The following is a 23,536-nucleotide window of genomic DNA, read 5'->3' on the forward strand; positions in this document are numbered from 1 at the left end:
TTCCCGCCCGCCCGCAGCCGGCGCTACGGCGTCCGCGACCAGGGGGCGGTCTGCCGGTCGTCGCGGATCAGGTCCGTCTCGTGCTCCTCGCCGCCCTCGACCGTGACGACCCGGTACATGTTGTCGTGGAAGACCCAGTACCAGTTCTTCTTGCCGGGCACGGCCTGGACCGCCTCGACGCGCGTGACGCCCTGGAGGGACGGCCAGTCGGTGAGCATCCGGTTGGCGTCCCCCACCGGTCCGTCACGGTGGTCCTCGCCGGCGGGGGCGACGGCGATCCTCCGGTAGCGCTGGTTCCCCGGTCCGTCGGGGCCGACGAACGCCCAGTAGTGGTACCGGCCGTCGGGCCCGGGCTGCCAGGCGGGGTCGGGCAGGAAGGCGTCCACGCGGAGGGCGGAGTTGAGGGACGTCCACGTGAACACCATCATCCGGTCGGGGCCCGCCTTGGCGCTGGTGTACGGCGCGCTGTCCTTGACGGTGATGTAGCGGGAGTACTGCGACCCGTTGAGGGTGTGGAAGACCCAGTACGCGCTCTTCCCCCCGGAGCGCTGCTCGTCGGGGACGGGCAGGATCGTGTCGATCCGGGCGACGCCCTCCAGGGCGGGCCAGGACGACAGCGGGCCCGCGGTCTCGACGACGACGCCCGTCTTCGTGTCGTCGCCCGTGGTGAGCGCGGAGCGCTCGGCCGTGCCGACCTGGACCGTGCGGATGGTCCCCTGCTGGAAGGTCCAGAAACGGTCCTTCGCGTCGGGCACCGGAAGGATCGCGTCCACCGGCACGCTCTGCCCGGGGAGCGGCCGCGGCCGCTGCTCCTCCTGCCCGCCGGTCTGCGTCAGCTCCTCGGGGAGCCGGGCCCCGGGGTCGCCGAGGGCCAGGCGCTTGAGGGTGCTGATGGCGGGGACGAAGGCGTAGACGGCGCCCCGGGTGCGGACGAACGGCTTGAAGTCCAGCGGGATCGCGTCCCGTACGCCCGCGTTGGTGCGGCACTCGAAGGTGACCGTGCCGTCGTTCACGCCCTTGAGCTGGCCGCTGACCATGGCGTCGGGGCCGGGCTTGTGCTCCCGCTCGGGCGGGAAGTCGGACTCGTTGATCCAGTCGTGCTGGACGAACTCGAACTGGCCCACCAGATCGGCCTGGTAGCAGACGAAGGCCAGGCCGCGCTCGCCGTCGGGGCCCATCGCCGGGTCGTTGCTCATCGGGTTGAAGGGCCGGCCGTAGGGGATCCCGCGGCGCATGATGCGGGCGGTGTCGATGAGGTCCTCGGGGACGAACTCGCCTTTCTCGAAGAGCCCGTCGCGGGGGTTGGTCTTGCGCAGGTGGGAGAAGAGCGGCGTCCTCAGGCCGTCGACGTCGTCCTGCTTGAAGGCGAAGTCGTTGGTGGGGCCGGGCATGCAGTCCTGCTTCTCGGGGCAGAGGGCGACCGGGGTGCCGTCGCGCCAGCGGCCGACGTAGCGGGCGGCCAGCCACTCCTGGGTCTTGTCACCGGTGACGGCCTTGAGGTCCTGGAGCCGTCTGAGGTGGGTGGCGACCTGGGTCCACCAGCCGGGGACGTCCTGTTCGAGGCGGCGCAGCACCTGGAAGGAGCCGTTGCCCATCCAGGCCGGGATCCGGTCCACGGCCGCGGTCGCGAGGTTGTGCCTGGGGGCGCCCGGGAGCCCGATGACGAATTCGCCGGCGGGGATGAGGCGGGTGCCGGGCTTGCCGTCGACGTAGCCCTTGCGCTGCGGGTCCTCGGCGTCGAAGCCGGCGACGCCGGGCTGGCTGGTGCCGTCGACGAAGCCGAAGTGCTCCTTGCCCTCGGCGTCGCCGTGCAGGTGCTGTCCCTCCTGTGTGTAGACGACGGTGGCGTTGGCCCGGCTCAGCGCCAGCTTCTGCCGTTCCACGGCGCTGTCGAGGCCGTCGGGGTCGTCGGCGGCGACGGTGAGGACGGCGTGGATCTCGGTGCGGTAGGGGCTGCCGAAGTCCCAGTGCTTGGGGTCGCTGTCGTCGGTGTCGCCCAGCAGGAGCGCCCGGTCGCGGTCACCGGGGCCCTGCATGAACGCCTGGAGCGTGTCGCCGGTCCGGGCCTCCTGCTCCAGCAGGTCGTCCTTGCCGGTGAGGAACTGGAGGCCGGGGTAGGTGAGGCTGAGGCCGGTCCAGACGGCCTTGAGGTCGGGGTTGCCGCCGCCGGTGGCCTTCCTGGCCTCGCTGTAGCGGGCGTTGAACTCGGCCACCTTCCTGGTCGTGGCGATCTCCGGGGTGATCCCGCCGATCCACTCCCGGGCCGACCGGGGGTCGCCGAAGTTGATGAGGACGAGCCGTACGTGGTCCTTCTTGAAACCGGCCAGGACGTCGCCCTGGATCTCGGTGTTCTCGCGCAGGGAAAGGCCGTTGGTCATGGGTGATCCGTTCGTCGTGCGCTGATCGGGAAGGAGGCGCGGGCGTCCGGGGGCGCTCGCGGGCGTTCGGGGGGGGCGTGCGGGGGCGTCCGGTGGCAACGCCCGGGCGCGGGCCGCGCGTTCACCGCGAACGGCCCGCGCCGGCCGCGCGGGGGAGGCGGATCAGGCGTTCGGCCTCAGCTGGACCCACTGGGCCTCGCTGGGCACGCCGTTCCCGTCGAGCAGGAAGAGCATGTAGTAGCCGGGCGGGGCGTCCTGGGCCGACGGCGGGGCCTGGAGGCTCAGCGCGCCGCCCGCGTTCGCCCGGATCGGCAGCTCCAGCCGGCGCTGGCTGGTGTCGACGGCGTGCGTGGACGTGACGGGCGCGACCAGGACGGCCTTGGCGGCGCGGGTCGGGGTGTTGGTGTCCACCCGGAACGTCGCGCCGTACGCCACCGGCCCGTTCGGCGCGTTCCGCAGGTCGGGGCGGCTGCCCTGCTGGAGGTAGGGCGGCTCGAAGATCTCGATGGTGCCGTTGTAGCCCGACTTGATGTTCGGGTTGGCGGCCATCTGCTGGAGCTCGTCACCGGTGACCATGACCCGGCCGTCCGGCAGCAGCACCGCGTTGGAGTGGTAGCCGCGCGGCAGCCGCTGGGCCGGGCCGATCGTCCACCTGCCGCTCGCGTCCCGGGTCTCGGTGTAGCGGCGCTTCATCCACTCCTCCGAGACGTTGGGGTTGAGGAGGCCGGCCCCGTAGTCCCTGATGTGGAACGCCCCGTTGACGGTGAACAGGTTGCCGTTGGGCAGGATGAGGGTGTCATCCTGCGTGCGGCTGTAGTTGCGGGGGGTCTCCTCGGTCCACTGGCCGCCGTTCGGGCCGCTCGTGAACTTGAACACCTTGTTGCTGTGGTTGTCGCCGCCGAGGACGAGGACCGAGTCCGGCCCGTTGGTGCCGTTGGGGAGCGGGACGGCGGATCCGTAGAGGCGCATGCCGCCGTCGGGCCGGGCGGGCAGCCCGGCGCGGGTCTCGTTCTGCGGGTCGAAGGCGAACTGCTCGCCCGCCTCGCGGCCGAAGCCGTAGACCTTGCCGTCGCGCAGCGCGAACAGGTGCGGGTAGTCCTGGGTGTACGGGGCCTGCACCCGCCACGCGTCGAGCGGCTGGCGCTCGGGGGCCGGCGCCTTGTCCGTCAGGACCGGCATCGTCCTGGCCGGGAAGCGCTCGATGAGCGTGGACGGGGTGCCGTAACCGGTCTCGCGCTGGCCGGACATGATGAGCTGACGGCCGTCCGCCGTGGTGACCACGCCCGGGTACCAGCGGCCGTGCCGCATGTCCTGCTGCCGGTGCCACGTCTCCGTCCACGGGTCGAAGACGAACGCGAACCGGGCGCCCGCGCCGTCCCGGTCCGCGCCGAAGTTGCCGCCGAAGACGCCCACCATGCCGTTGGGCAGGTAGGAGTGGCCCGCGCAGAAGACGGGCGCGGCCCGCCGCACGCCCGTGTCGTCGTCCATGTCCACCTCGGGCGGCGGGACGGCCTTGAAGGCGCTCGGCCCGGTGCCGGCCTTCGGGTCCCAGACGTAGGCGCGGCCGGTGTTGTTCTTGCCGACCTGCTGGGTGGGCGCGGGCTCGATCGTCGGGTTGCTGTTGAACATCTCGAACGAGAACACCAGCACCTTGCCGGTGGGCAGCAGCGCGACGTGGTCGCCGAAGTCGGGGGAGGGGAAGTAGTCCGTCCACTTCCCGAACTGCCGGACGTCGTACGGTGCGTTCTCCTGCGCCTGCGACGCGGTCAGGTCGTTGAAGCGCTGCGTCCGCATGGACTGCGGATAGGTGTCGTCGGCCGCCACGAGCCGGCGCCAGGCCAGCGCCTCGGCCTCGTCCTTGCCGAGGGCGGCCACCTCGGCGGGCCGGACGGCGGCCCGCAGCCGCGCGGGAGCGAGGGACGGGGCCGTCGGGGTGGTGGTGGCGGGCGCGGGGGTGGACAGCAGGGTGAGGGTCGACAAAGCGATCACGGTGGCGGCGCCGGCCGCGAGCGCCGTCCTGGGTCTTCTGCGGGACAGGGCTCTTCTGCGGGGCAGGGGTCTTCTGGGAGACATGGGGCTCCTCGGGGAGACGACTTCGCTGTGCACGCAGTGCAGCACGCCCCGTAGTCATGACTGGGTAGACATACCGGTAATAGCATGAATATTTGTCGATATGGGCCACGTCGCGTGTCGACTTACTGACCCTGAGTGATCGAATGGCCGCCCCCGTCCACCCCTCGCCAGGAGGTCCGCATGTTCAGCAAGTCCGGGATCGTCATGGCCGCCCTCGCCGGGATCGTGCTCCTCGCCGCCGCGACCGGCGGCGGCTCGGCGGCACCCCTGCACACCGGCAACGCCCCGCACGCCGTCACCGGCCCCGTCCTCACCGGCGGCGCCGACGGCAGACCCCACCTCCTCCAGTGTCCGCCCTCGGAATGGGCCTACGGCGGCGGCTACACCATCACCCCCGGCGCCGGCCGCCAGCTCGGCACCCAGGCCGCCGATGTCCTGGAGAACCACCCCTCCGACAACGGCACCGGCTGGATCGTCGCCGTCCGCAAGGACCACTGGCGCGCCCCCTGGGGCATCGAGGCCTCCCCGGCCGACCTCACCGTCCACGCCGTCTGCACCGAGGGCCAGGGCGGCCCCCACGGCGGCTGACCGGAACCGCCGGAAGCGGCCCCGGGCAAAGAGAAGAGCCCCGGCTGGGCCGGGGCTCTCTCCGTGGTGTCCGAGGGGGGACTTGAACCCCCACGCCCGATAAAGGGCACTAGCACCTCAAGCTAGCGCGTCTGCCATTCCGCCACCCGGACAAGGTGTCTGTCTTCGCGGGGTGTTCCCCGCGGCGACATGGAAAACAATACCAGGCTTCCGGGGGTGCCCGATCACCCCGGCCGGCGGCCGGGCTCCGGCCCGACCAGCGGTTCTTTGCGGGAGTGTGTCGGCGGGATCACGGCCTTGGGGGGCGGGGGCCACGGGTAGCAGGATGGCGGCGGGCCCTGCCGGGCCCCGCGCCGGGCCGTTCCCGGTACCGGCGCCGCAGGAGGAAGCCAGAGGAGGCAGCGTGAGCGCGGAACACACGTCGGGTGCCGAGAGCGAGGTCGTGGATCTCTGCCGGGACCTGATCCGCATCGACACCAGCAACTACGGCGACCACTCCGGGCCCGGTGAGCGCGCCGCCGCCGAGTACGTGGCCGAGAAGCTCGCCGAGGTGGGGATCGAACCGCAGATCTTCGAATCCCATCCGGGGAGGGCCTCGGTCGTCGCCCGGATCGAGGGCGAGGACCGCTCGCGGCCCGGGCTGCTCATCCACGGGCACACGGACGTCGTGCCGGCGGACGCCGCCGACTGGACGCACCACCCCTTCGCGGGCGAGGTCGCCGACGGATGCGTGTGGGGGCGCGGGGCCGTCGACATGAAGGACATGGACGCGATGACCCTCGCGGTCGTCCGCGAGCGCATGCGCACCGGCCGCAAGCCCCCGCGCGACGTCGTGCTCGCCTTCCTCGCCGACGAGGAGGCCGGCGGCACCTGGGGCGCGCGGTACCTGGTGGACAAGCACCCCGGGCTGTTCGAGGGCGTCACCGAGGCGATCGGCGAGGTCGGCGGCTTCTCGTTCACCGTCAACGAGGACCTGCGGCTGTATCTGATCGAGACGGCCGAGAAGGGCATGCACTGGATGCGGCTCACCGTCGAGGGCACGGCCGGCCACGGCTCGATGACCAACACGGACAACGCGATCACCGAACTCTGCGAGGCCGTCGCCCGGTTGGGGCGGCACGAGTTCCCCGTCCGCGTCACCAAGACCGTACGCTCGTTCCTCGACGAGCTGTCCGACGCGCTGGGAACGTCGCTGGATCCCGAGGACATGGAGACGACCCTCGCCAAACTCGGTGGCATCGCCAAGATGATCGGCACCACGCTGCGCAACAGCGCCGCCCCGACGATGCTCGGCGCCGGCTACAAGGTCAACGTCATTCCGGGGCAGGCCACCGCGCACGTCGACGGCCGCTTCCTGCCGGGCTACGAGGAGGAGTTCCTCGCCGACCTCGACCGCGTCCTCGGCCCGCGGGTGCGGCGCGAGGACGTGCACGCGGACAAGGCCGTGGAGACCGGCTTCGACGGCGACCTGGTCAAGGCGATGCAGACCGCGCTGCGGGCGGAGGACCCCATCGCGCGGGCCGTCCCCTACATGCTCTCCGGCGGCACCGACGCCAAGTCCTTCGCCGACCTCGGGATCCGCTGCTTCGGCTTCGCCCCGCTGAAGCTGCCGCCGGAGCTGGACTTCGCCGGCATGTTCCACGGGGTGGACGAGCGGGTGCCCGTCGAAGGTCTGACATTCGGGACGCGCGTGCTCGACCGGTTCCTCGACGCGTGCTGAGCGGGTCCGTATCCAGTCCTGAACAGTCGTCAGTTTGGCGGGAGTTGGCGTCTCTTAGCCGGAAAGAGTGAACAGTCTCACGGTTACGTAGCCCTATTACCTTCCTCTCGTTACAGGGTGTGCGGTCCGCGGCTGGGACCGCATCCCAACAAGGAGGAACCCAATGCTCAAGAAGGTCGTCGCCACTGCGGCTGCCACCGGTGGTCTCGTGCTCGCGGGCGCGGGGCTGGCCGCCGCCAGCGGGGGCGCGCAGGGAGCTGCTGTGAACAGCCCCGGCGTCGTTTCGGGCAACGTCATCCAGGTTCCCGTCGAGGTGGACGCGAACGTGTGTGGCAACACCATCAACGTCGTCGGCCTGCTCAACCCCGCGACCGGCAACGTCTGCGTCAACAAGTGATGTTGCCCCTCGCCGGGTGAGGGTATGGAGAAACCGGGCGGCTCCGGGAGCGCGCGCCACGCGCCCCGGAGCCGCCGGGCTTTCGACCCGGACACCGCGTGCGGGCTCGGCGCCCGCGCGCGTTCCGTATGGCAAGAAGCAGCAGAGGGGCAAAGCAATGCGACAGGTCGCAAAAAAGGGCCTGCTCTCCGCGGCGGCGGCGGGCACCGTGCTCGCAGCCGCGGGTGGCTACGCGTACGCGGACTCGGGCGCCCAGGGCGCCGCCGCGCACTCCCCGGGCGTCGCGTCCGGGAACACCGTCCAGGCGCCGGTGCACGTGCCGGTCAACGTCTGCGGCAACACCGTCAACGTCGTGGGCCTGCTCAACCCGGCCACCGGCAACACCTGTGTCAACGGCGGCCACGGCCACCACGCGCACGGTGCGCACGGGTGGCACGGTGAGCACGGCCAGGGGCACCACGGCGGTGGCGCCCAGGCCGACGGCGCGGCGGTGAACTCACCCGGCGTCGTCTCCGGCAACGTCATCCAGGCGCCGGTGCACGTGCCGGTCAACGCCTGTGGCAACACCGTGGACGTCGTGGGGGCGCTCAACCCCGCCACCGGCAACACCTGTGTCAACGGCGGTCAGCACCACCCGCAGGGGCACGACCACGGCGCGCCGCACCACCCGGGCACGCCGGCTCACCACGAGCCCTCGCAGCACCACCCGCACCACCCGTCGACCGGGCACCCCGGGCCGAAGCCGTCCGAGCAGCCGCCGACGGGGCATGAGGCCCCGCCCGCCGAGCACTCGGTGCACAAGCCCGGCCCCGGTCACCACGCCGTCACCCCCGTCACCCCGGTGGTGAAGGGCTGGCACCGTCCCGCCGAGCACCCGGTCGCGGCCCCGGCCCCGGAGAAGGACACCGAGCTCGCGCACACCGGTGCGGGTGAGCTGGGCGTGGCCGGCGCGGCGAGCGCGGCCCTCCTGGCCGGCGGCACCATGCTCTACCGCCGGGCGCGCGCCGGGCAGCAGGGCTGATCCACGGGCGGTCCTCCCGGCCGCCGGACGGGAACGGAGCGGGCCCCAGGCGCCGGGGCCCGCTCCGTTCCCCGTGCTGTCCGGCCGCCCGTCCGCACGGTCACCAGGTGGCCTTGAGCTGGCGGATGATCCGCCGCCGCAGCCGCACTCTCCGGCTGCCGTCCGGGTTGAGGCGGAGTCGGTCCAACTCCCAGTGCCCGTACTCGGCGTGGTCGGTCAGCAGACGGGTCGCCGCACGCCGGGAGACCCCGCGCGGCACATACACATCACAGAATTCGTATTCCGGCATCGCATCTATTGTGCGGGAACGGGTCCGGTACGGATAGCGTCTGCACTATGTCTGATGCTGCGCAGCCAACCGCTGCCGAGGTACGGGCCGCCGCCGAGGCGGTCAAAGCCGCTCTGGACCGCCACCTCGACGCCGTCGAACGCCGGTCGGGGGAGGACGACCCGGCCGTCTACGCCGCGTTCAACGAGCTGGCCGCGGCAGCCGAGGCGTACGACGAGCTGCTGTACGACGCCTACGACGAGGTCACTCCGTTCGAGATCCCCGGGGACGACAGCCTGCCCGCCTACGCGGGGCCCGAGGAGCCCAGCGCGCTGAGCGTGCTGATCCGGCGCGACTACGCCGTCGTCGAGCCGCAGCGGCTGCTCTCGCAGGCCCAGCGGGTGGCCGATCTCGATCCCGACGCCCCTGACCCGTCGCTGGGTTCGAACCGGCCCGGGGCCGCGGCGGGCAGTGTGCACGCGGCGCTCGGGGTGCTCTTCGGCGAGTACGAACCCGACGAAATCGCCTCGCGGCACAAGGAGTTCGGCCTGGAGGAGGGCGACTCCACGCTGTGGGTGGCCGCCGTGGACGAGCTCGCCGAGCCGGGGGAGTGGCTGTCCGCCCCCTTCGACCAGGCCGATCCGCAGCGGGTGGTGTGCCGTTTCGACGTCAGCTCCGTCTTCGACGAGGAGCTCGACGGACTCGACGACGACGTGGACGAGATCGAGGACGAGGTCGAGGACGTCGATCTGGAGGAGGAGCCGGACGACGGGCCCGGGGGCGACGCGGGGGCGCGGGGCGGGCGGGCCGCCGGCCCCGCGCGCTGAGCCCCGCCCCCCTTCGCCCCGGGGCTCCCCGCGGGGCTCACCCGGCGGGTCGCACCTGCGCTCCGAGCAGGGACGCCAGCCGGGTGCTCCGCTCCTTCCCCGGCCGTTCGGCCACGGCCCGGGCGAGGGCCGGGCCGGCGCCGTGCACGACGGACAGGTGCCGCTCGCCGCGGCCGAACGCGGTGTGGACCCAGGGCCGGTCGAGCGCGTCCGTCGCGTCGCCCGGCAGCACCACGACGGCGGCCGGCCAGCGCGTACCGGCCGCCTGGTGGGCCGTCACGGCCCAGCCGTGCCGCACCTCGTCGGCGACGCGGGACGGGGGGACGGTGACGGGGGTGCCCGAGCAGTCCAGCCGCAGGCCCTCGGCGTCGGCCGAGACCACGGTGCCGGGGACGATCCGGCCGGGGGCGGGCACGTGGACGACGCGGTCGCCCGGGTCGAAGCCGCCGAAGCGGCCCGGGCCGGGGTTGAGCCGCTGCTTGAGCGCGGTGTTGAGGGCGCGGGTGCCGGCGGCGCCGCCGTGGCCCGGGGTGATCACCTGGGTGCCCTCCGGGGGGATGGCGAAGGCGCGCGGCACCGAGTCGGCGACGAGCTGCACCGTGCGGTGCACGGCCTCGCCCGCGTCCCGCACGGGTGTGATCACGACCTCCTTGCCGGGGGCGTCGACCTGGGCCAGCTCGCCGACGCCGATGCCCGAGACCAGCTCGCCGATCGGGCCCGGGTCGGGGGTGCGCGAGACCACGACGGGGCAGGCGCGGGCCGCCAGGACGTCGGCGAGGACGCGGCCGGGGCCCGCCGAGTCGAGGCCCGCCGGGTCGCCGCTCAGCACCAGGCGGGCGCCGTCGGCCAGCGACTCGACGAGCATCGCGGCCGTCTCGACGTCGAGTTGGGGAGCGTCCAGGACGGCGAGGAGGTCGAGGGGGAGCGTGCCCTCGGGGTCGCGCTCCGGGCCCTCCGCGCCGGAGAGCAGGCCGGCCACCGTGACCGCTTCCTCGTCGCCCGCCGCCGCGAGGCGCCGCCGGCCGTCCTCGGTGAACGCGGCCGCGACCGCCCGCAGGCCCAGCGAGCGGGCCGCCGCGACGACCGCGGCCGGCTCGGCCCGGGCGGCCTCGCCGCCGCTGTGGGCGACCAGGCCGGAGCCGGCCACGGCGCGGATCAGCTCGGCGGCCGAGGGCGTCGGGGCGCCGGCCGCCGCGGCCTCCCAGTCGAGCTCCCGCTCGGGCAGGGTGCCGAGCAGCCGGGCCAGGCCGTCGGCGAGGCTCTCCTCGGCCATCGCGTACCGGTCGAGCCCGAGCAGCAGCCGGACGGGCGCCTCCTCCCCGTCCTCGCCGGCCGGCTCGCGCAGGGGCTCCTGGAAGACCAGCACCGCGCCCTCCGCGACGGCGGCCTGCACGGCCTCGTCCGGGTCGGGGACGGAGCGCCGGGCGAGCTCCTCGGTCAGCTTCCCGGACTCCAGCACGGTGTGCCCCGCGAGGGCGGCCCGCTCCAGCAGCCAGGCGACCAGGGCGCGGGCCCGCCGCTCGTCGCCCGGCCCGCAGGCGGCGCCCAGCAGCGCGCGGGCGAAGCCGTCGGCCTGCTCGGGGCGCACGCCCCCGACCCCCAGCAGCAGCCAGGGGTCCTCACGGAGCAGGTCCGCGGCCTGCTCGCCGAGGGCGGCCACGGCCGCCGCCGCGAGCCGCTCCGGCGCCCCGCCGGCGGCCAGCACCTCCCGCACGCCGCCCAGGACGCCCTCGTCCACCACCCGCTCCGGCCGCGGCCGGGGCGGCCGGCTCTCCCGCACCACGGCCGTCCGCGGCGCGGGCCGCTCCCGCCGCACCGGCTCGTTGAAGAACGAATCGGCCGACCTCTCCCCGCTCTCCACCGCCCGCACAGCCGCGGCCAGCGCCTCCGCCACGGCGGACCGCCTGGGCCCCGCCGCGGCGCCTTCGGCCGCCCCCGAACTGGCGGCGCCCTCCGGCCCGTTGGCGTCCCCGGCCGCCTCCGAAGTGTCACGCGCGGTCGCGCCGCCGCCCTGGGCCGTGCCCTCGGCCCCCTCCGAACGCGCGGCCGCCTCCGGGCCGTTGTCGCCCTCCGCCGGTTCCGGGGTCGCCCCCGGCGCCGGGGAGTCCTGGGCCGCGTGGGCGTCGCCCGCGCCCGCCGTGTTGCCCGGGGGCGTAACCGGGGCGTCCCCGGCCGCATCCGAAGCGCCATGCGCGGCCGCGCCCGGCGCCGCGCCCTCGCCGCCCTCCGGAGCGGCACCCCGCGCCGGGGCTCCGGCCTCCGCCGGATGCCCGGCGGCGGGCGCGTCCGTGCGGGGTCCGGGGTCGCCCGCGGGGGCCGGGGCGGCCGCCCCGGCGCCCTCCGCCGGCGCGGCCGCTTCCGCGGCCGCGCCGGCCAACGCTTCCGCGGCCGCGTCGTCGTCCGGGGTTGACGCGGGGGCGGCCTCGTCGTCGAGGCGGTCCGTGTTCACAGCTCGCTCCAGTCGTGGTCGGGGTAGCGGTGGACCGGGGCCGACACGTCGTCGAGCGCCCGGCAGATCTCGTCGGGAAGAGTAAGGCTCTCCACTGACAACGCGGCCCGGAGCTGGTCCGCGGTGCGGGCGCCGACGATGGGGGCGGTGACGCCGGGGCGGTCGCGGACCCAGGCGAGGGCGACCTGGAGGGGGGTCGCGGCGAGGCCGTCGGCCGCGGTGGCGACGGCGTCGACGACGCGGCGGGAGGGCTCGTCGAGGTACGGGGCGACGAAGGCCGAGAGGGTCTCCGAGGCGCCCCGGGAGCCCGGCGGCGTGCCGCGGCGGTACTTGCCGGTGAGCACGCCCCGGCCCAGCGGCGAGGACGGCAGCAGCCCGACGCCCAGGTCGAGCGCGGCGGGCAGCACCTCGCGCTCGACGCCGCGCTGGAGCAGCGAGTACTCCATCTGCGTCGTGGCGAGGGGCACCCGCGCGCCCGGCGCGGCGAGCTGCCAGGTCGCGGCCTTCGCGAGCTGCCAGCCGCTGAACCCGGCGACACCGGCGTAGCGGACGCGGCCGCTGGCGACGGCCAGGTCGACGGCGTGCAGCGTCTCCTCCAGCGGCGTGGCCGGGTCGAAGGCGTGGACCTGCCACAGGTCCACGTGGTCGGTGCCGAGCCGGGCGAGGGACGCGTCGAGCGCGGCGAGGAGATGGCCGCGCGAGCCGTCCGTGCGGTGGCCGGGGTCCAGGACGCCGCCCGCCTTGGTGGCGATCACCAGCTCGCGGCGCGGGACGACGGTGCCGAGGAGCCGGCCGAGCAGGTACTCGGAGCCGCCGTCCGCATAGACGTCGGCGGTGTCGACGAGCGTCCCGCCGGCCTCGCGGAAGACCTTGAGCTGCTCGGCGGCCTCGTGCTCGTCGGTGTCCCGGGCCCAGGTGAGGGTGCCGAGCCCGATCCGGGACACCCGCAGGCCCGTGCGGCCCGCATGTCTTGGCTCCATGACGGCTGAGACTACTGGGCCGCCCGGGCCGGGCGAGGGGCGGCGGACCGGTGACGTACCGCAGGTCGGCGCGCTACAGTCGCCCGCGACGACGACGTTACTCATCGGTAGGGAGAGCGGGATGCGACTCGGAATCAACCTCGGCTACTGGGGCGCCGGGATGGACGAGGACAACCTCGCGGTCGCCCGCGAGGCCGACCGCCTCGGCTACGCGGTCTGCTGGGCCGCCGAGGCGTACGGTTCGGACGCGGCCACCGTCCTGTCGTGGGTCGCCGCCAAGACCGAGCGGATCGACGTCGGCTCGGCCATCTTCCAGATCCCCGCCCGCACCCCCGCGATGACCGCGATGACCGCCGCCACCCTCGACTCCCTCTCCGGCGGCCGCTTCCGCCTCGGCCTCGGCGTCTCGGGCCCCCAGGTCTCCGAGGGCTGGTACGGCGTCAGGTTCGACAAGCCGCTGGCCCGCACCCGCGAGTACGTGGAGATCGTCCGCAAGGCGATGTCCCGCGAGCGCCTGACCCACGAGGGCGAGCACTGGACGCTGCCGCTCCCCGGCGGCCCCGGCAAGCCGATCAAGCTCACCGTCCACCCCGTCCGCGAGCGCATCCCGCTGTACATCGCGGCCATCGGCCCGAAGAACCTGGAGCAGACCGGCGAGATCGCCGACGGCGCCCTCGTGCTCTTCTTCGCCCCGGAGCACGCCGAGGAGACCACGCTGGGCGCGCTGCGGGCCGGCCGCGCCAAGGCGGGCAAGGACATGGCCGGCTTCGACCTCGTCCCCACCGTCCCGCTCGCCGTCGGCGACGACGTCCGGGCCCTGGCCGACACCTTCCGCCCGTACACCGCCCTGTACGTCGGCGGCATGGGCAGCGCCAAGCAGAACTTCTACAACAGGCTGGCGCGGCGCATGGGTTACGAGAAGGAGGCCGCCGAGATCCAGGAGAAGTACCTCGCCGGCGACAAGAACGGCGCCGCCGCGGCCGTCCCCCACGAGCTGATCGACCGGACGTCGCTGCTCGGCCCCGTCGGGCGGATCGCCGACCGGATGCGGGCCTACGCGGAGGCCGGGGTCACCACCCTCTCCCTGACGCCCGCCGGCTTCACGCTGGAGGAGCGGATCGCGGGCCTGCGGGCCGGCGTCGAGGCCCTGGAGCGGGCCGGACTCGCCTGACCGCCGCCACCCCACCGACCGGGCGGGGAAACCCTGCGGCCGTGGTGGGGGCTCGGGGGTGTCTTCCCCGCCACGGCCGACACCGAGCACAACGCCCGTACGCCGCCGGGGTTACGCGCCGCGGCGACGGGGCGGCGGGCGCGGCGCCCGCGCGCGCCGTCCGCCGTTCGGCGGAGCGCGCCGGCCGCCCCGGCTGGCGCCCCCCTCGCCACGGCACTTGACTGGGTGTGCCCGACCGGAGGTGAGGGCCATGCTCACGGCCAGAAGTCTGTTCCAGGAAATCATCGAGGACGACGCGTCGTACCGGCTGTTCTGCTCCATCGCCGCCGGCGGCGAGGCGCAGGGCGGCTGGGAGAACGGCCGCATCGCGGCCCTGGTCCCCGAGCCGCTCCGCGCCCTCGCCCCCAAGATCGCCCGGCACGGCGCCGACGAGGACAAGCACGGCCGGATCTTCCTCGCCCTGCTGCGCAAGCGCGGGCTCGACCCCGTCGAAGTGCCCCCGGAGACCGACTACACCATGCTCCTGGAGCGCCGGGGCATCGGCCTGCCGCACGAGAAGCTGCGCCGGGACGAGCCGCTGACCGAGCGGGACGTCATCGTCTACCTCGCGCACAGCCGCGTCACCGAGCAGCGCGCCGCCGACCAGATGCGGATGCTCACCGCGCACTTCGGCGACCATCCGGAGATCGGCCGGGCGATCCGGATGATCTGCCACGACGAGGCCAACCACCTCGCCTACTGCCACGAGGAGCTGCTGCGGCTGGCCGCCGCCGGCCACGGCCCGGTGATCCGCTCCGTGCTGCGCGAGACCGCCCTCGCCGAGACCCGGATCCACCGGGACGTCGGCCTCGCGGTCATGGACCGCATGACCGGCCTCCTGGGCTGGCCGCGCGCCAAGTCCGCGGCGCTCGCCGCCGGGATCCACGCGCTGCACACGGCCGAACGGCTCGGCGGCTGGCGGCGGATGGTCAGCCTCCGGATGCCGGAGCGGCGGGACGCGCTCGGCGCCGGGGCCCTCGCCCGCCCGGCCCCGGAGTCCGTGTAGGACCGCCGGCCCCGAGTCCGTGCGGGACCGCCGTCCGGCCCCCTCACAGCCACCCCCGTCGCTTGAACCACCGGTGCAGCCCCAGCACCACCCCCGCCATCAGCAGCAGCACCGCCGGATAGCCCCAGGGCCGGCGGAGTTCGGGCATGTGGGTGAAGTTCATGCCGTAGATGCCGGCGATCATCGTGGGGACGGCCGCCATCGCCGCCCACGCCGAGATCTTGCGCATGTCGTCGTTCTGCTGGACGCCCGTCTGCGTCAGGTGGGCCGAGAGGACGTCCGAGAGCAGCCGGTCGAGCGCCTCCACGGCCTCGTTCGCCCGCGCGAGGTGGTCGCCCACGTCGCGGAAGAACACCCGGGCCGCCTCGTCCACGAACGGCAGGTCCGCCCCGGCCAGCCGGGCCACCGGCTCCGCCAGCGGCACCGTGGCCCGGCGGAACTCCACGACCTGGCGCTTGAAGCCGTAGATGCGCATGGCGATGTTCCGGTTGTCCACGCCCAGCGGGGCGAACACCTCGGTCTCCAGCTCGTCCAGGTCGTCCTGGAGCTGCGCGGCGACCTCCGTGTACCCGTCGACGACCGCGTCGGACACCGCGTACAGCACGGCCGTCGGCCCCCGCCGCAGCAGCTCCGGGTCGTCCTCCAGCCGGGCCCGGACGCCCGCGAGCGGGCTGCCCTCCCCGTGCCGGACGGTCACCACGAAGGAGTCGCCGAGGAAGAGCATCAACTCGCCGGTGGTCACGGTGTCCGCCGCGTCGTCGTAGACCACGGGCTTGAGCACGACGAACAACGAGCCCGCGTAGAGCTCCAGTTTGGGACGCTGGTGCGCCTTGAGCGCGTCCTCGACGGCCAGTGGATGGAGCGCGAACTCGCTGGTCACCAGCGAGAGTTCCGATTCCGTCGGCTCGTGCAGGCCGACCCAGAGGAAGGCGTTCCCCGCCGTCCGCGCCAGCTCCAGCGCGTCGGAGAAGTCCGCCGGCCCCTCGGCCCGCCGGCCGTCCCGGTAGAGGGCGAAGTCCACGATCACGCGGGCATTCTCCACCCGACGGCCGCCCGGGGCCCGTCGTAGGCTGGACCGCATGCCCACCCTGATCCTGGTCCGGCACGGCCGGTCCACCGCCAACACCGGTGGCGTGCTCGCGGGATGGACCCCCGGCGTCGCCCTCGACGAGCGCGGCGCCGCCCAGGCGGCGGCCCTGCCCGGCCGGCTGCGGGACGTGCCGCTGGCCGCGGCCGTCACCAGCCCCCTGCGGCGCTGCCGGGAGACCCTGGCCCCGCTGCTCGCCGCCCGGCCGGGGCTGCCGCTGCACACCGACGAGCGGATCGGCGAGTGCCACTACGGCGACTGGTCCGGCCGCAAGCTCGCCGAGCTGGGCGACGAGCCGCTGATGGCCGTCGTCCAGCAGCACCCCTCCGCCGCCGTCTTCCCCGGCGGCGAGTCCATCCGCGGCATGCAGGCCCGCGCCGTCGACGCCGTCCGCGAGTGGAACGACCGCATCGAGCACGAGCACGGCCCCGACGCGGTCTACCTGATGTGCAGCCACGGGGACCTGATCAAGGCGCTGGTCGCCGACGCCCTCGGGCTGCACCTCGACCTCTTCCAGCGCATCCACGTCGACCCGTGCTCGGTCACCGCGATCCGCTGGACCCGGCTCCGGCCCTATCTGCTGCGCCTCGGCGACACCGGCGAGCTCGCCGGCCTCGCGCCGCACGAGGACGCCCCCGGCGCCGGGGACTCCGCGGTCGGGGGCGGTGCGGGGGCACCGTGATCCCCGTGCGCAGTAGGGTGGTGGCGCGGGCGAGCGGCACGGGCCCCCGCCCCGCACCGGAGTTCACGACCGACCACCGACCAATGGAGCAGGACGTTGCCCCGTCAGGTGTTCCTCTATGATCCGCCGGACCGCTTCGTCGCCGGTACGGTCGGGCTGCCGGGCCGCCGCACCTTCTTCCTCCAGGCGAGCGCGGCCGGCCGCACCACCAGCGTCGCCCTGGAGAAGGCGCAGGTCGAGGCGCTGGCCGAGCGCATCGACGAGCTGCTGGACGAGGTCGTCCGGCGCACGGGCGGCAGCGCGCCCGTCCCGGCCGTGGCCCCCGCCGAGCTCGCCGACACCGCGCCCCTGGAGACCCCCGTCGAGGAGGAGTTCCGGGTCGGCACCATGGCCCTGGCCTGGGACGGCGAGAGCCAGCGCATGGTCGTCGAGGCGCAGGCCCTCGTCGAGCTGGAGGCCGACACCGACGAGGACCTCGCCGCGGCCGAGGAGCGCCTCCTCCAGGACGAGTCGAACGGGCCGCCCATGCTGCGCGTGCGCATCACCGGCACCATGGCCCGGGCCTTCGCCAAGCGCGCTCTGGAGATCGTCAACGCCGGCCGCCCGCCCTGCCCGCTGTGCAGCCTGCCGCTCGACCCGGAGGGACACGTATGTCCGCGCCAGAACGGATACCGTCGCGGAGCGTGAGCCCGCAGGAGCTGCTGGCCAAGGGCGAGCTGACGGTGCGCGGCCGGATCCGCGAGGCGTCCAACGCCGTCCTCTACTGCACGGTCGAGTACGAGGGCGTGAGCGCCGCCTGCGTCTACAAGCCCGTCGCCGGCGAGCGCCCGCTGTGGGACTTCCCCGACGGCACGCTCGCCCAGCGCGAGGTGGCCGCCTACGAGCTCTCCGAGGCCATGGGCTGGGGCCTGGTCCCGCCGACGGTGCTGCGCGACGGCCCGTACGGGCGGGGCATGTGCCAGCTGTGGGTCGAGGTGCCCGACGAGGCCGCCCAGGAGCGGCTGCTGGCCCTGGTCGAGGGCGAGGAGCCGGGCCCCGGCTGGAAGGCCGTGGGGTACGCGGACGTGGGGGAGGAGCGGCCGGCGCTGCTGGTGCACGCGGACGACGAGCGGCTGCGGCGGCTGGCCGTCCTCGACGCGGTGATCAACAACGGTGACCGCAAGGGCGGCCACCTGCTGCCCTCCGCCGACGGCCGGCTCTACGCCATCGACCACGGCGTCACCTTCAACGCGGACGACAAGCTGCGCACGCTGCTGTGGGGCTGGGCGGGCGAGCCGCTGACGGAGGAGGCGCTGGCGGCCCTGCGCCGGCTCTCCGCCGACCTGGCCGACGGCGGTCCGCTGGCCGCGCGCCTGGCCGAGCTCATCACCCCGGCCGAGATCGACGCCCTCCGCTCCCGCGTCGCCGGCCTCCTGCGCACCGGCCGCCACCGCGAGCCGAGCGGCCGCTGGCCGGCGATCCCGTGGCCGCCGGTCTGAGCCCGGCCGCGCCGGGGCGAGCGGAGCCGGGGGCCCCACTTCACTGAACCGACGGATCCGGTTCGTATCCGGAAGCCGCGTCCGGTTACGCTCGGAGCATGCATGCCTGGCCCGCTTCCGATGTGCCCGCCCTGCCCGGCAGTGGCCGCGACATCCGGATCCACGACACCGCGACCGGTGGACGGGTGACCCTCGTCCCCGGCCCCGTCGCCCGCCTCTACGTCTGCGGCATCACGCCCTACGACGCGACCCACATGGGGCACGCGGCGACCTACAACGCGTTCGACCTCGTGCAGCGCGTGTGGCTCGACACCAAGCGGCAGGTTCACTACGTCCAGAACGTGACCGACATCGACGATCCGCTGCTGGAGCGGGCCGCCGCCAACGGTGACGACTGGGAGGCCCTCGCCGAGCGCGAGACGGCCCTGTTCCGCGAGGACATGACCGCGCTGCGGCTCCTCCCGCCCCGGAACTACGTGGGCGCCGTGGAGTCGATACCCAAGATCGTCCCGATCGTCGAGCGCCTGCTCGCCGCCGGTGCCGCCTACGAACTCGACGGCGACGTCTACTTCTCGGTGGCCTCCGACGCCCACTTCGGCGAGGTCTCCGGCCTGGACGCCGAGGCCATGCGCCTGCTGTCCGCCGAGCGCGGCGGCGACCCCGACCGGCCGGGCAAGAAGAACCCGGTCGACCCGATGCTGTGGATGGCCGCCCGCCCGGGCGAGCCCAGCTGGGACGGCGCCTCGCTCGGCCCCGGCCGCCCCGGCTGGCACATCGAGTGCGTCGCCATCGCCCTGGAGCACTTCGGCATGGGCTTCGACGTCCAGGGCGGCGGCTCCGACCTGATCTTCCCGCACCACGAGATGGGCGCCTCGCACGCCCAGGCGCTCACCGGCGAGCACCCCTTCGCCAAGGCGTACGTGCACGCGGGCATGGTCGCGCTGCACGGCGAGAAGATGTCCAAGTCCAAGGGCAACCTGGTCTTCGTCTCGGCGCTGCGCCGCGCGGGCGTGGACCCGGCGGCCATCCGCCTGGCCCTGCTGGCCCACCACTACCGCGCCGACTGGGAGTGGACGGACGCCGTCCTGGCCGAGGCCGTCGAGCGCCTGGGCCGCTGGCGCGCGGCCGTCTCCCGCCCCGACGGCCCGTCCGCCGACGCCCTCCTGGAAGAGGTCCGCGAGGCGCTCGCCGACGACCTCGACGCCCCCGCCGCGCTGGCCGCGGTGGACCGCTGGGCCGCCGCCCAGGCCGCCGGCGGCGGCACGGACGAGGGCGCGCCCGGCCTGGTGTCGCGCACGGTGGACGCGCTGCTCGGCGTGGCGCTCTGACCCGGTTCCGTTCCCGCGGGGTGCCCGCCGCCGTCAGGCGGCGGGCACCCCGTTTTCGCGTCCGCGCACACCGAGTTGACGGAGTATCAACTTCCGGATGTGTTCTTCCGTGAAGGCCGGGGCGGATCCCGTGTGTCGCGGGCGGGCCCTGTGCTGAGGTGGGCGCCGGGCGCGAGACCCGTTCACCGACCGCCGCAGGGCGGCGACGACTGGAGGGACATGCCATGCACCGCACCGCAGCACGCCGCCCGTTCGCCCGCCGAAGACTGCTCGGCGCCGGCGCGGCCGCGGCCGTCGGCACCCTCGCCCCGGCCGCCCGGGCCGCCGCCGCGCCGGCCTCCTGGCCCACGCGCCTGCCCCTGCCCGACGGCTTCCGCCCCGAGGGCATCGCCATCGGACCCGGCCCCTGGGCCTGGCTCGGCTCCCGGGCCGGCTCCGCACTCTACCGCGCCCACCTGCCCACCGGCCGCGGCTCCCTGCTGCCCACCGGCATGGACGGCCCCTCGCTCGGCCTCAAGACCGACCGCCACGGCCGGGCCTTCGTCGCCGGCGCCTTCGCCCGGGACCTGCGCGTCGTCGACACCCGCGACGGCCGGCTCCTGGCCCGCTACCCCGTGGGCGGACCCGGCACCCTGGTCAACGACGTCGTCCTGACCCCCGGCGCCGCCTGGTTCACCGACTCCACCCGGCCGTACGTCTACGGCCTCCCGCTCGGCCCGCGCGGCGAACTGCCGCCCGCCCGCGACGTGGTGGCGCTGCGGCTGACGGGGGAGTGGCAGGAGGCGCCCGACGGCGGCTTCACCTCCAACGGCGTCTCGGTCACGCCCGACGGCCGGGCCCTCCTCGTCGTCAACGTCTTCCAGGACGGCGGCGGCCTGCTGCGCGTCGACCCGCGCACCGGGGACGCGCGCCGCGTGGACCTCGGCGGCGTCCGGCTGCCCGACGGCGACGGGGCGCTGCTCACCGGCCGCACGCTCTACGTCGTCCAGCAGGTGCAGAACGCCGTCGACGTCTTCCACCTCGACGCCGCCGGCCTGCGGGGCGTACGGGTCGCCCGCATCACCGACCCGCGCTTCCGCGTCCCCACCACCGCAGCCGCCTACGGGGACCGGCTCTACCTGCCCAACTCCCGCTTCACGGAGGAGCCTCCGCCGCGGGAGTACGACGTGGTGGCGGTGCGCCGGGTGCGCTGAGCGGGACGCACCGGGGACGTTCGGTCACGAACCAGGGGTAACCGTACGGTAGTTGATCACATCTGGTCCGATTCCCTTGACCCCGGCGGACCGGACGATCAAGACTCGTCGCATACGGCCGTACTGTCCTGTCCTGTCCGGGTTGCGTCCGCGTGGCCCGGTCCCGTTCGGAGGTCGCGCCGTCATGCCCGCATTACCCTCGGAAGGAAGCCCCGCCGGCCCCAGCCGCCGCCAGGCCCTCGGTCTGCTGGGCGGCACCGCCGCCGCCCTCGCCCTGTCCACAGCAGCCGGACCCGCCGCCCAGGCCGCGCCGGCCGCCGCGCCCGCCGCCCTGCCCGAGCGGGTGCGCACCCTGCTCGGCAGGCTCACCCTCGACGAGAAGATCTCCCTCGTGCACGGGGCCGCCGACCCGAGGAGAACCGGCGCCGCCGGATACCTCCCCGGCGTCCCGCGCCTGGGCATCCCCGAACTGCGGCTCACCGACGGGCCGGCGGGCGTCAACCTCGCCAGGTCCGCGACGGGACTGCCGCCCGTCTCCACCCTCGCCGCCTCCTTCAACCCCCGGCTCGCCCGGGAGTACGGCGCGGTGATGGGCCGCGAGGGACGCGCCCTGGGCATGGACCTCATGCTCGCCCCGCAGATCGAGCTCTCCCGCACCCCGCTGTTCAGCCGCGACAAGGACCAGGCCGGCGAGGACCCGTACCTCAACGGGGTCATCGGCGCCGCCCAGGTCGAGGGCATCCAGGCCCAGGGCATGCTCGCCCAGGCCAAGCACTTCCTCGCCAACAACCAGGTCCTCGGCCAGACCGGCGACTGGACCACCGGCGAGGGCGCCTACGACTTCCGGGTCGACGACCGCACCCTGCACGAGATCTACCTGCCCGCCTGGGAAGCCGTGATCCGCGCGGACGTCGCCTCCGTCATGGCCGCCTACAACCACCTCAACGGCCGCTGGAACAGCGACAGCGGACCCACCCTCACCGGCGTCCTGCGCGACGAACTCGGCTTCGAGGGCTTCGTCACCTCCGACTGGGGCGCCACCCACGCCGTCTCGGTCGAGGCCGGCCTGGACATGGAGATGCCCGACGGCGCGTACTTCGGCGACAAGCTGAAGGCGGCCATCGCGGACGGCTCGGTGCCGCCGGCCGCGCTCGACACGGCCGTCGGCCGCGTCCTCGGCCGCTACGACGCGCTCGGGCTGCTGGACGGCTCCCGCGTCCCCGCCCCCTCCTCCGTCGACGTCGAGGCGGGCGCGAAGGTCGCCCGCGAGGTGGCCGTCCAGGGCGCGGTGCTGCTCGCCAACTCCGGCTCCCTGCCGCTGGGCCGGGACGCCCTCGCCGGCCTCGTCCTCATCGGCCCGAGCGCCGCCCAGGTCCTGGTCTCGGCGGGCGGCGAACGCGCCTACGGCTTCGAGGACCGGATGGTCGGCCCGCTGGACGCGCTCCGGCGCGCGGCGGGGAGCGCCGCGCACATCCGCCACGCCGTCGGCAACGACCTCACCGGCACCGCCGTGCCCGCCTCCGCGCTCCCCGGCGGCCTCGCCCGCGAGGGCGGCACGGACGCGACCCTCGACCTCACCGGCGACAGGGCGCTGCCCGCCGGCACGAGCCGCACCTGGACGGGCGTCCTGCGCGCGCCCTCGACAGGTGACTACCTGCTGGCCGTCCAGGGCTGGGGCGCCGCCCTCGCGCTCTCCCTCGACGGCGAGGAGCTGGTCACCGCGGCGGTGCCGCGCGACGACTTCGTCCGCAAGTGGGCCACCGTCCTGCCCACCACGGACGGCCTCGACAACGGCCGCACGGCGGTGCGGCTGACCGCCGGCCGCGACTACCGGATCAAGGTCACCGCCCAGGGCTGGGCGGCGTCCGTCGCCGGCCGGGGCCCGGTGCAGGTCCGCCTCGCCTGGGTCACCCCCGAACAGCGCGCCGCGAACGTCCGCGAGGCGGCGGACCTGGCACGCTCGGCGCACACGCCGGTCGTCTTCGCCTGGAACGGCTCCGGCGGATCCATCGGCAGCGCCGACGACTTCACCTCCCTCGCCCTCCCCAACCACCAGGACGACCTCATCGACGCGGTGGCGCGGGCCAACCCCCGCACCGTCGTCGTCCTCAACACCGGCGGCCCGGTGGCCATGCCGTGGCGCTCCTCCGTGGGCACGATCCTGCACGCGGGCTACGTCGGCCAGGAAGGCGGCCGGGCCATCGCCGACCTCCTGCTCGGCCGCGCCAACCCCGGCGGGAGGCTCGTCGTCACGTACCCGCGGAAGCTCACCGACCACCCGGTGCACGACCCGGCCCACCCCGAGCGCTACCAGGGCGTCGACAAGGTCGTCACCTACAGCGAGGGCGTCTTCACCGGCTACCGCGGCTTCGACAGGGCGGGCACCGAGCCGCTCTTCCCGTTCGGCCACGGGCTGTCGTACACGACGTTCGCCTACGACGCCCTCGAGGTCCGCGCCGAAGGCTCCGGTCACGCGGTGACCTTCACCGTCACCAACACCGGCGACCGGGCGGGCGCCGACGTCCCCCAGGTCTACCTGGGCCCGCCCGCCGGCTGCCCGGTGGAGCTGCCGCCGAGGTCGCTGGTGGGCTTCGAGCGCGTCGAACTGAAGCCGGGCGAGTCGCGCGGCGTCACGGTACGGATCGACGAGCGGCAGCTGTCGTACTGGGACGCGGGGCACGGCGGTTGGGTCCGCACGCGGGGGGCGCGGCCGGTGTACGTCGGGGCGTCCTCGCGGGACGTACGGCTGACGGGCAGCGCGGGCTAGCGGGTGTCCGGGGCGGGGCCGGCCGTCGGCCCGACAGGCCGGCCCCGCGGCCGCAGGGCGACGGCCCGGACGGGCGGGCGGTGC

The 23,536-nt window shown here is 74.6% G+C and carries 19 protein-coding genes and 1 tRNA gene; 13 read left to right on the forward strand and 7 right to left on the reverse strand.

Translation table 11 applies throughout. From position 1 onward, the window contains the following. Nucleotides 1-23: 23 nt before the first annotated feature. Both AC230_RS22860 and AC230_RS22865 read right to left on the reverse strand, forming a co-directional pair. The gene (locus tag AC230_RS22860) at nt 24-2,378 is read right to left on the reverse strand and encodes a Dyp-type peroxidase (protein ID WP_049718225.1); all 2,355 of its coding nucleotides are present in this window, start codon (nt 2,376-2,378) and stop codon (nt 24-26) included. 162 nt (nt 2,379-2,540) lie between these two features. Continuing rightward, complete coding sequence (locus AC230_RS22865; protein ID WP_049718226.1) at nt 2,541-4,451, reverse strand: galactose oxidase early set domain-containing protein; 1,911 nt, start codon at nt 4,449-4,451, stop codon at nt 2,541-2,543. A 180-nt stretch (nt 4,452-4,631) separates the two neighbouring features. Here AC230_RS22865 and AC230_RS22870 point away from each other — a divergent pair, with 180 nt between their 5' ends. Then, nucleotides 4,632-5,039, forward strand: a complete 408-nt coding sequence (locus tag AC230_RS22870) for a hypothetical protein (protein WP_049718227.1) — start codon at nt 4,632-4,634, stop codon at nt 5,037-5,039. A 64-nt stretch (nt 5,040-5,103) separates the two neighbouring features. Here the strand turns inward: AC230_RS22870 and AC230_RS22875 are convergent. After that, nucleotides 5,104-5,191 (reverse strand) — tRNA-Leu (locus AC230_RS22875). 251 nt (nt 5,192-5,442) lie between these two features. On the opposite strand from AC230_RS22875, the gene AC230_RS22880 reads away from it, so the two are divergent. From AC230_RS22880 to AC230_RS22890, 3 genes are all read left to right on the forward strand, one after another. Beyond that, a complete protein-coding gene (locus AC230_RS22880) occupies nt 5,443-6,759 on the forward strand; it encodes a M20/M25/M40 family metallo-hydrolase (protein ID WP_049718228.1) in 1,317 nt (438 codons plus the stop codon). Nucleotides 6,760-6,922: 163 nt separating this feature from the next. Further along, nucleotides 6,923-7,156, forward strand: a complete 234-nt coding sequence (locus AC230_RS22885; RefSeq protein WP_049718229.1) for a chaplin — start codon at nt 6,923-6,925, stop codon at nt 7,154-7,156. A 157-nt stretch (nt 7,157-7,313) separates the two neighbouring features. After that, complete coding sequence (locus tag AC230_RS22890; protein WP_049718230.1) at nt 7,314-8,177, forward strand: chaplin; 864 nt, start codon at nt 7,314-7,316, stop codon at nt 8,175-8,177. Nucleotides 8,178-8,277: 100 nt separating this feature from the next. Here the strand turns inward: AC230_RS22890 and AC230_RS22895 are convergent, their stop codons facing one another. Then, nucleotides 8,278-8,466: a DUF5703 family protein gene (locus tag AC230_RS22895; protein WP_049718231.1), complete on the reverse strand. Its 189-nt coding sequence runs from the start codon at nt 8,464-8,466 to the stop codon at nt 8,278-8,280. A 47-nt stretch (nt 8,467-8,513) separates the two neighbouring features. Here AC230_RS22895 and AC230_RS22900 point away from each other — a divergent pair, with 47 nt between their 5' ends. After that, complete coding sequence (locus tag AC230_RS22900; protein ID WP_049718232.1) at nt 8,514-9,272, forward strand: hypothetical protein; 759 nt, start codon at nt 8,514-8,516, stop codon at nt 9,270-9,272. Between the two features lie 37 nt (nt 9,273-9,309). Here the strand turns inward: AC230_RS22900 and AC230_RS22905 are convergent, their stop codons facing one another. Beyond that, a complete protein-coding gene (locus AC230_RS22905; RefSeq protein ID WP_078871509.1) occupies nt 9,310-11,721 on the reverse strand; it encodes an ATP-dependent DNA helicase in 2,412 nt (803 codons plus the stop codon). Further along, a complete protein-coding gene (locus tag AC230_RS22910; RefSeq protein WP_049718233.1) occupies nt 11,718-12,701 on the reverse strand; it encodes an aldo/keto reductase in 984 nt (327 codons plus the stop codon). The genes AC230_RS22905 and AC230_RS22910 overlap by 4 nt, the downstream gene beginning before the upstream one ends. 121 nt (nt 12,702-12,822) lie before the next feature. Between AC230_RS22910 and AC230_RS22915 the strand changes: the two genes are divergently transcribed. Both AC230_RS22915 and AC230_RS22920 read left to right on the forward strand, forming a co-directional pair. After that, entirely contained in the window at nt 12,823-13,872 is a 1,050-nt protein-coding gene (locus tag AC230_RS22915) for an LLM class F420-dependent oxidoreductase (protein ID WP_049718234.1), read from the forward strand. A gap of 250 nt (nt 13,873-14,122) precedes the next feature. After that, entirely contained in the window at nt 14,123-14,917 is a 795-nt protein-coding gene (locus AC230_RS22920; protein ID WP_049718235.1) for a hypothetical protein, read from the forward strand. 43 nt (nt 14,918-14,960) lie between these two features. Here AC230_RS22920 and corA read toward each other — a convergent pair whose 3' ends face one another. Next, nucleotides 14,961-15,998 carry a magnesium/cobalt transporter CorA gene (corA, locus tag AC230_RS22925; protein WP_049718236.1) on the reverse strand — a complete coding sequence of 346 codons (1,038 nt, stop codon included), beginning with the start codon at nt 15,996-15,998 and terminating at the stop codon, nt 14,961-14,963. On the opposite strand from corA, the gene AC230_RS22930 reads away from it, so the two are divergent. The 6 genes from AC230_RS22930 to AC230_RS22955 all read left to right on the forward strand — a co-directional run bounded on the left by AC230_RS22930 (nt 15,997) and on the right by AC230_RS22955 (nt 23,452). Then, on the forward strand, nt 15,997-16,686 hold the full coding sequence (locus AC230_RS22930; RefSeq protein ID WP_049718237.1) for a histidine phosphatase family protein: 690 nt from the start codon (nt 15,997-15,999) through the stop codon (nt 16,684-16,686). The two genes, corA and AC230_RS22930, sit on opposite strands and share 2 nt — an antisense overlap. 96 nt (nt 16,687-16,782) lie before the next feature. Further along, the gene (locus AC230_RS22935; protein ID WP_049718238.1) at nt 16,783-17,373 is read left to right on the forward strand and encodes a DUF3090 domain-containing protein; all 591 of its coding nucleotides are present in this window, start codon (nt 16,783-16,785) and stop codon (nt 17,371-17,373) included. After that, a complete protein-coding gene (locus AC230_RS22940) occupies nt 17,337-18,164 on the forward strand; it encodes an SCO1664 family protein (RefSeq protein WP_049718239.1) in 828 nt (275 codons plus the stop codon). The genes AC230_RS22935 and AC230_RS22940 overlap by 37 nt, the downstream gene beginning before the upstream one ends. 98 nt (nt 18,165-18,262) lie before the next feature. Beyond that, on the forward strand, nt 18,263-19,492 hold the full coding sequence (mshC, locus tag AC230_RS22945) for a cysteine--1-D-myo-inosityl 2-amino-2-deoxy-alpha-D-glucopyranoside ligase (protein WP_049718240.1): 1,230 nt from the start codon (nt 18,263-18,265) through the stop codon (nt 19,490-19,492). A gap of 224 nt (nt 19,493-19,716) precedes the next feature. Further along, on the forward strand, nt 19,717-20,685 hold the full coding sequence (locus AC230_RS22950) for an SMP-30/gluconolactonase/LRE family protein (RefSeq protein ID WP_049718241.1): 969 nt from the start codon (nt 19,717-19,719) through the stop codon (nt 20,683-20,685). A gap of 184 nt (nt 20,686-20,869) precedes the next feature. Then, entirely contained in the window at nt 20,870-23,452 is a 2,583-nt protein-coding gene (locus AC230_RS22955) for a beta-glucosidase family protein (protein WP_078871510.1), read from the forward strand. The last annotated feature ends 84 nt before the right edge of the window (nt 23,453-23,536 follow it).

It is taken from the genome of Streptomyces caatingaensis (assembly GCF_001187435.1).
Classification (GTDB): Bacteria; Actinomycetota; Actinomycetes; order Streptomycetales; family Streptomycetaceae; genus Streptomyces; species Streptomyces caatingaensis.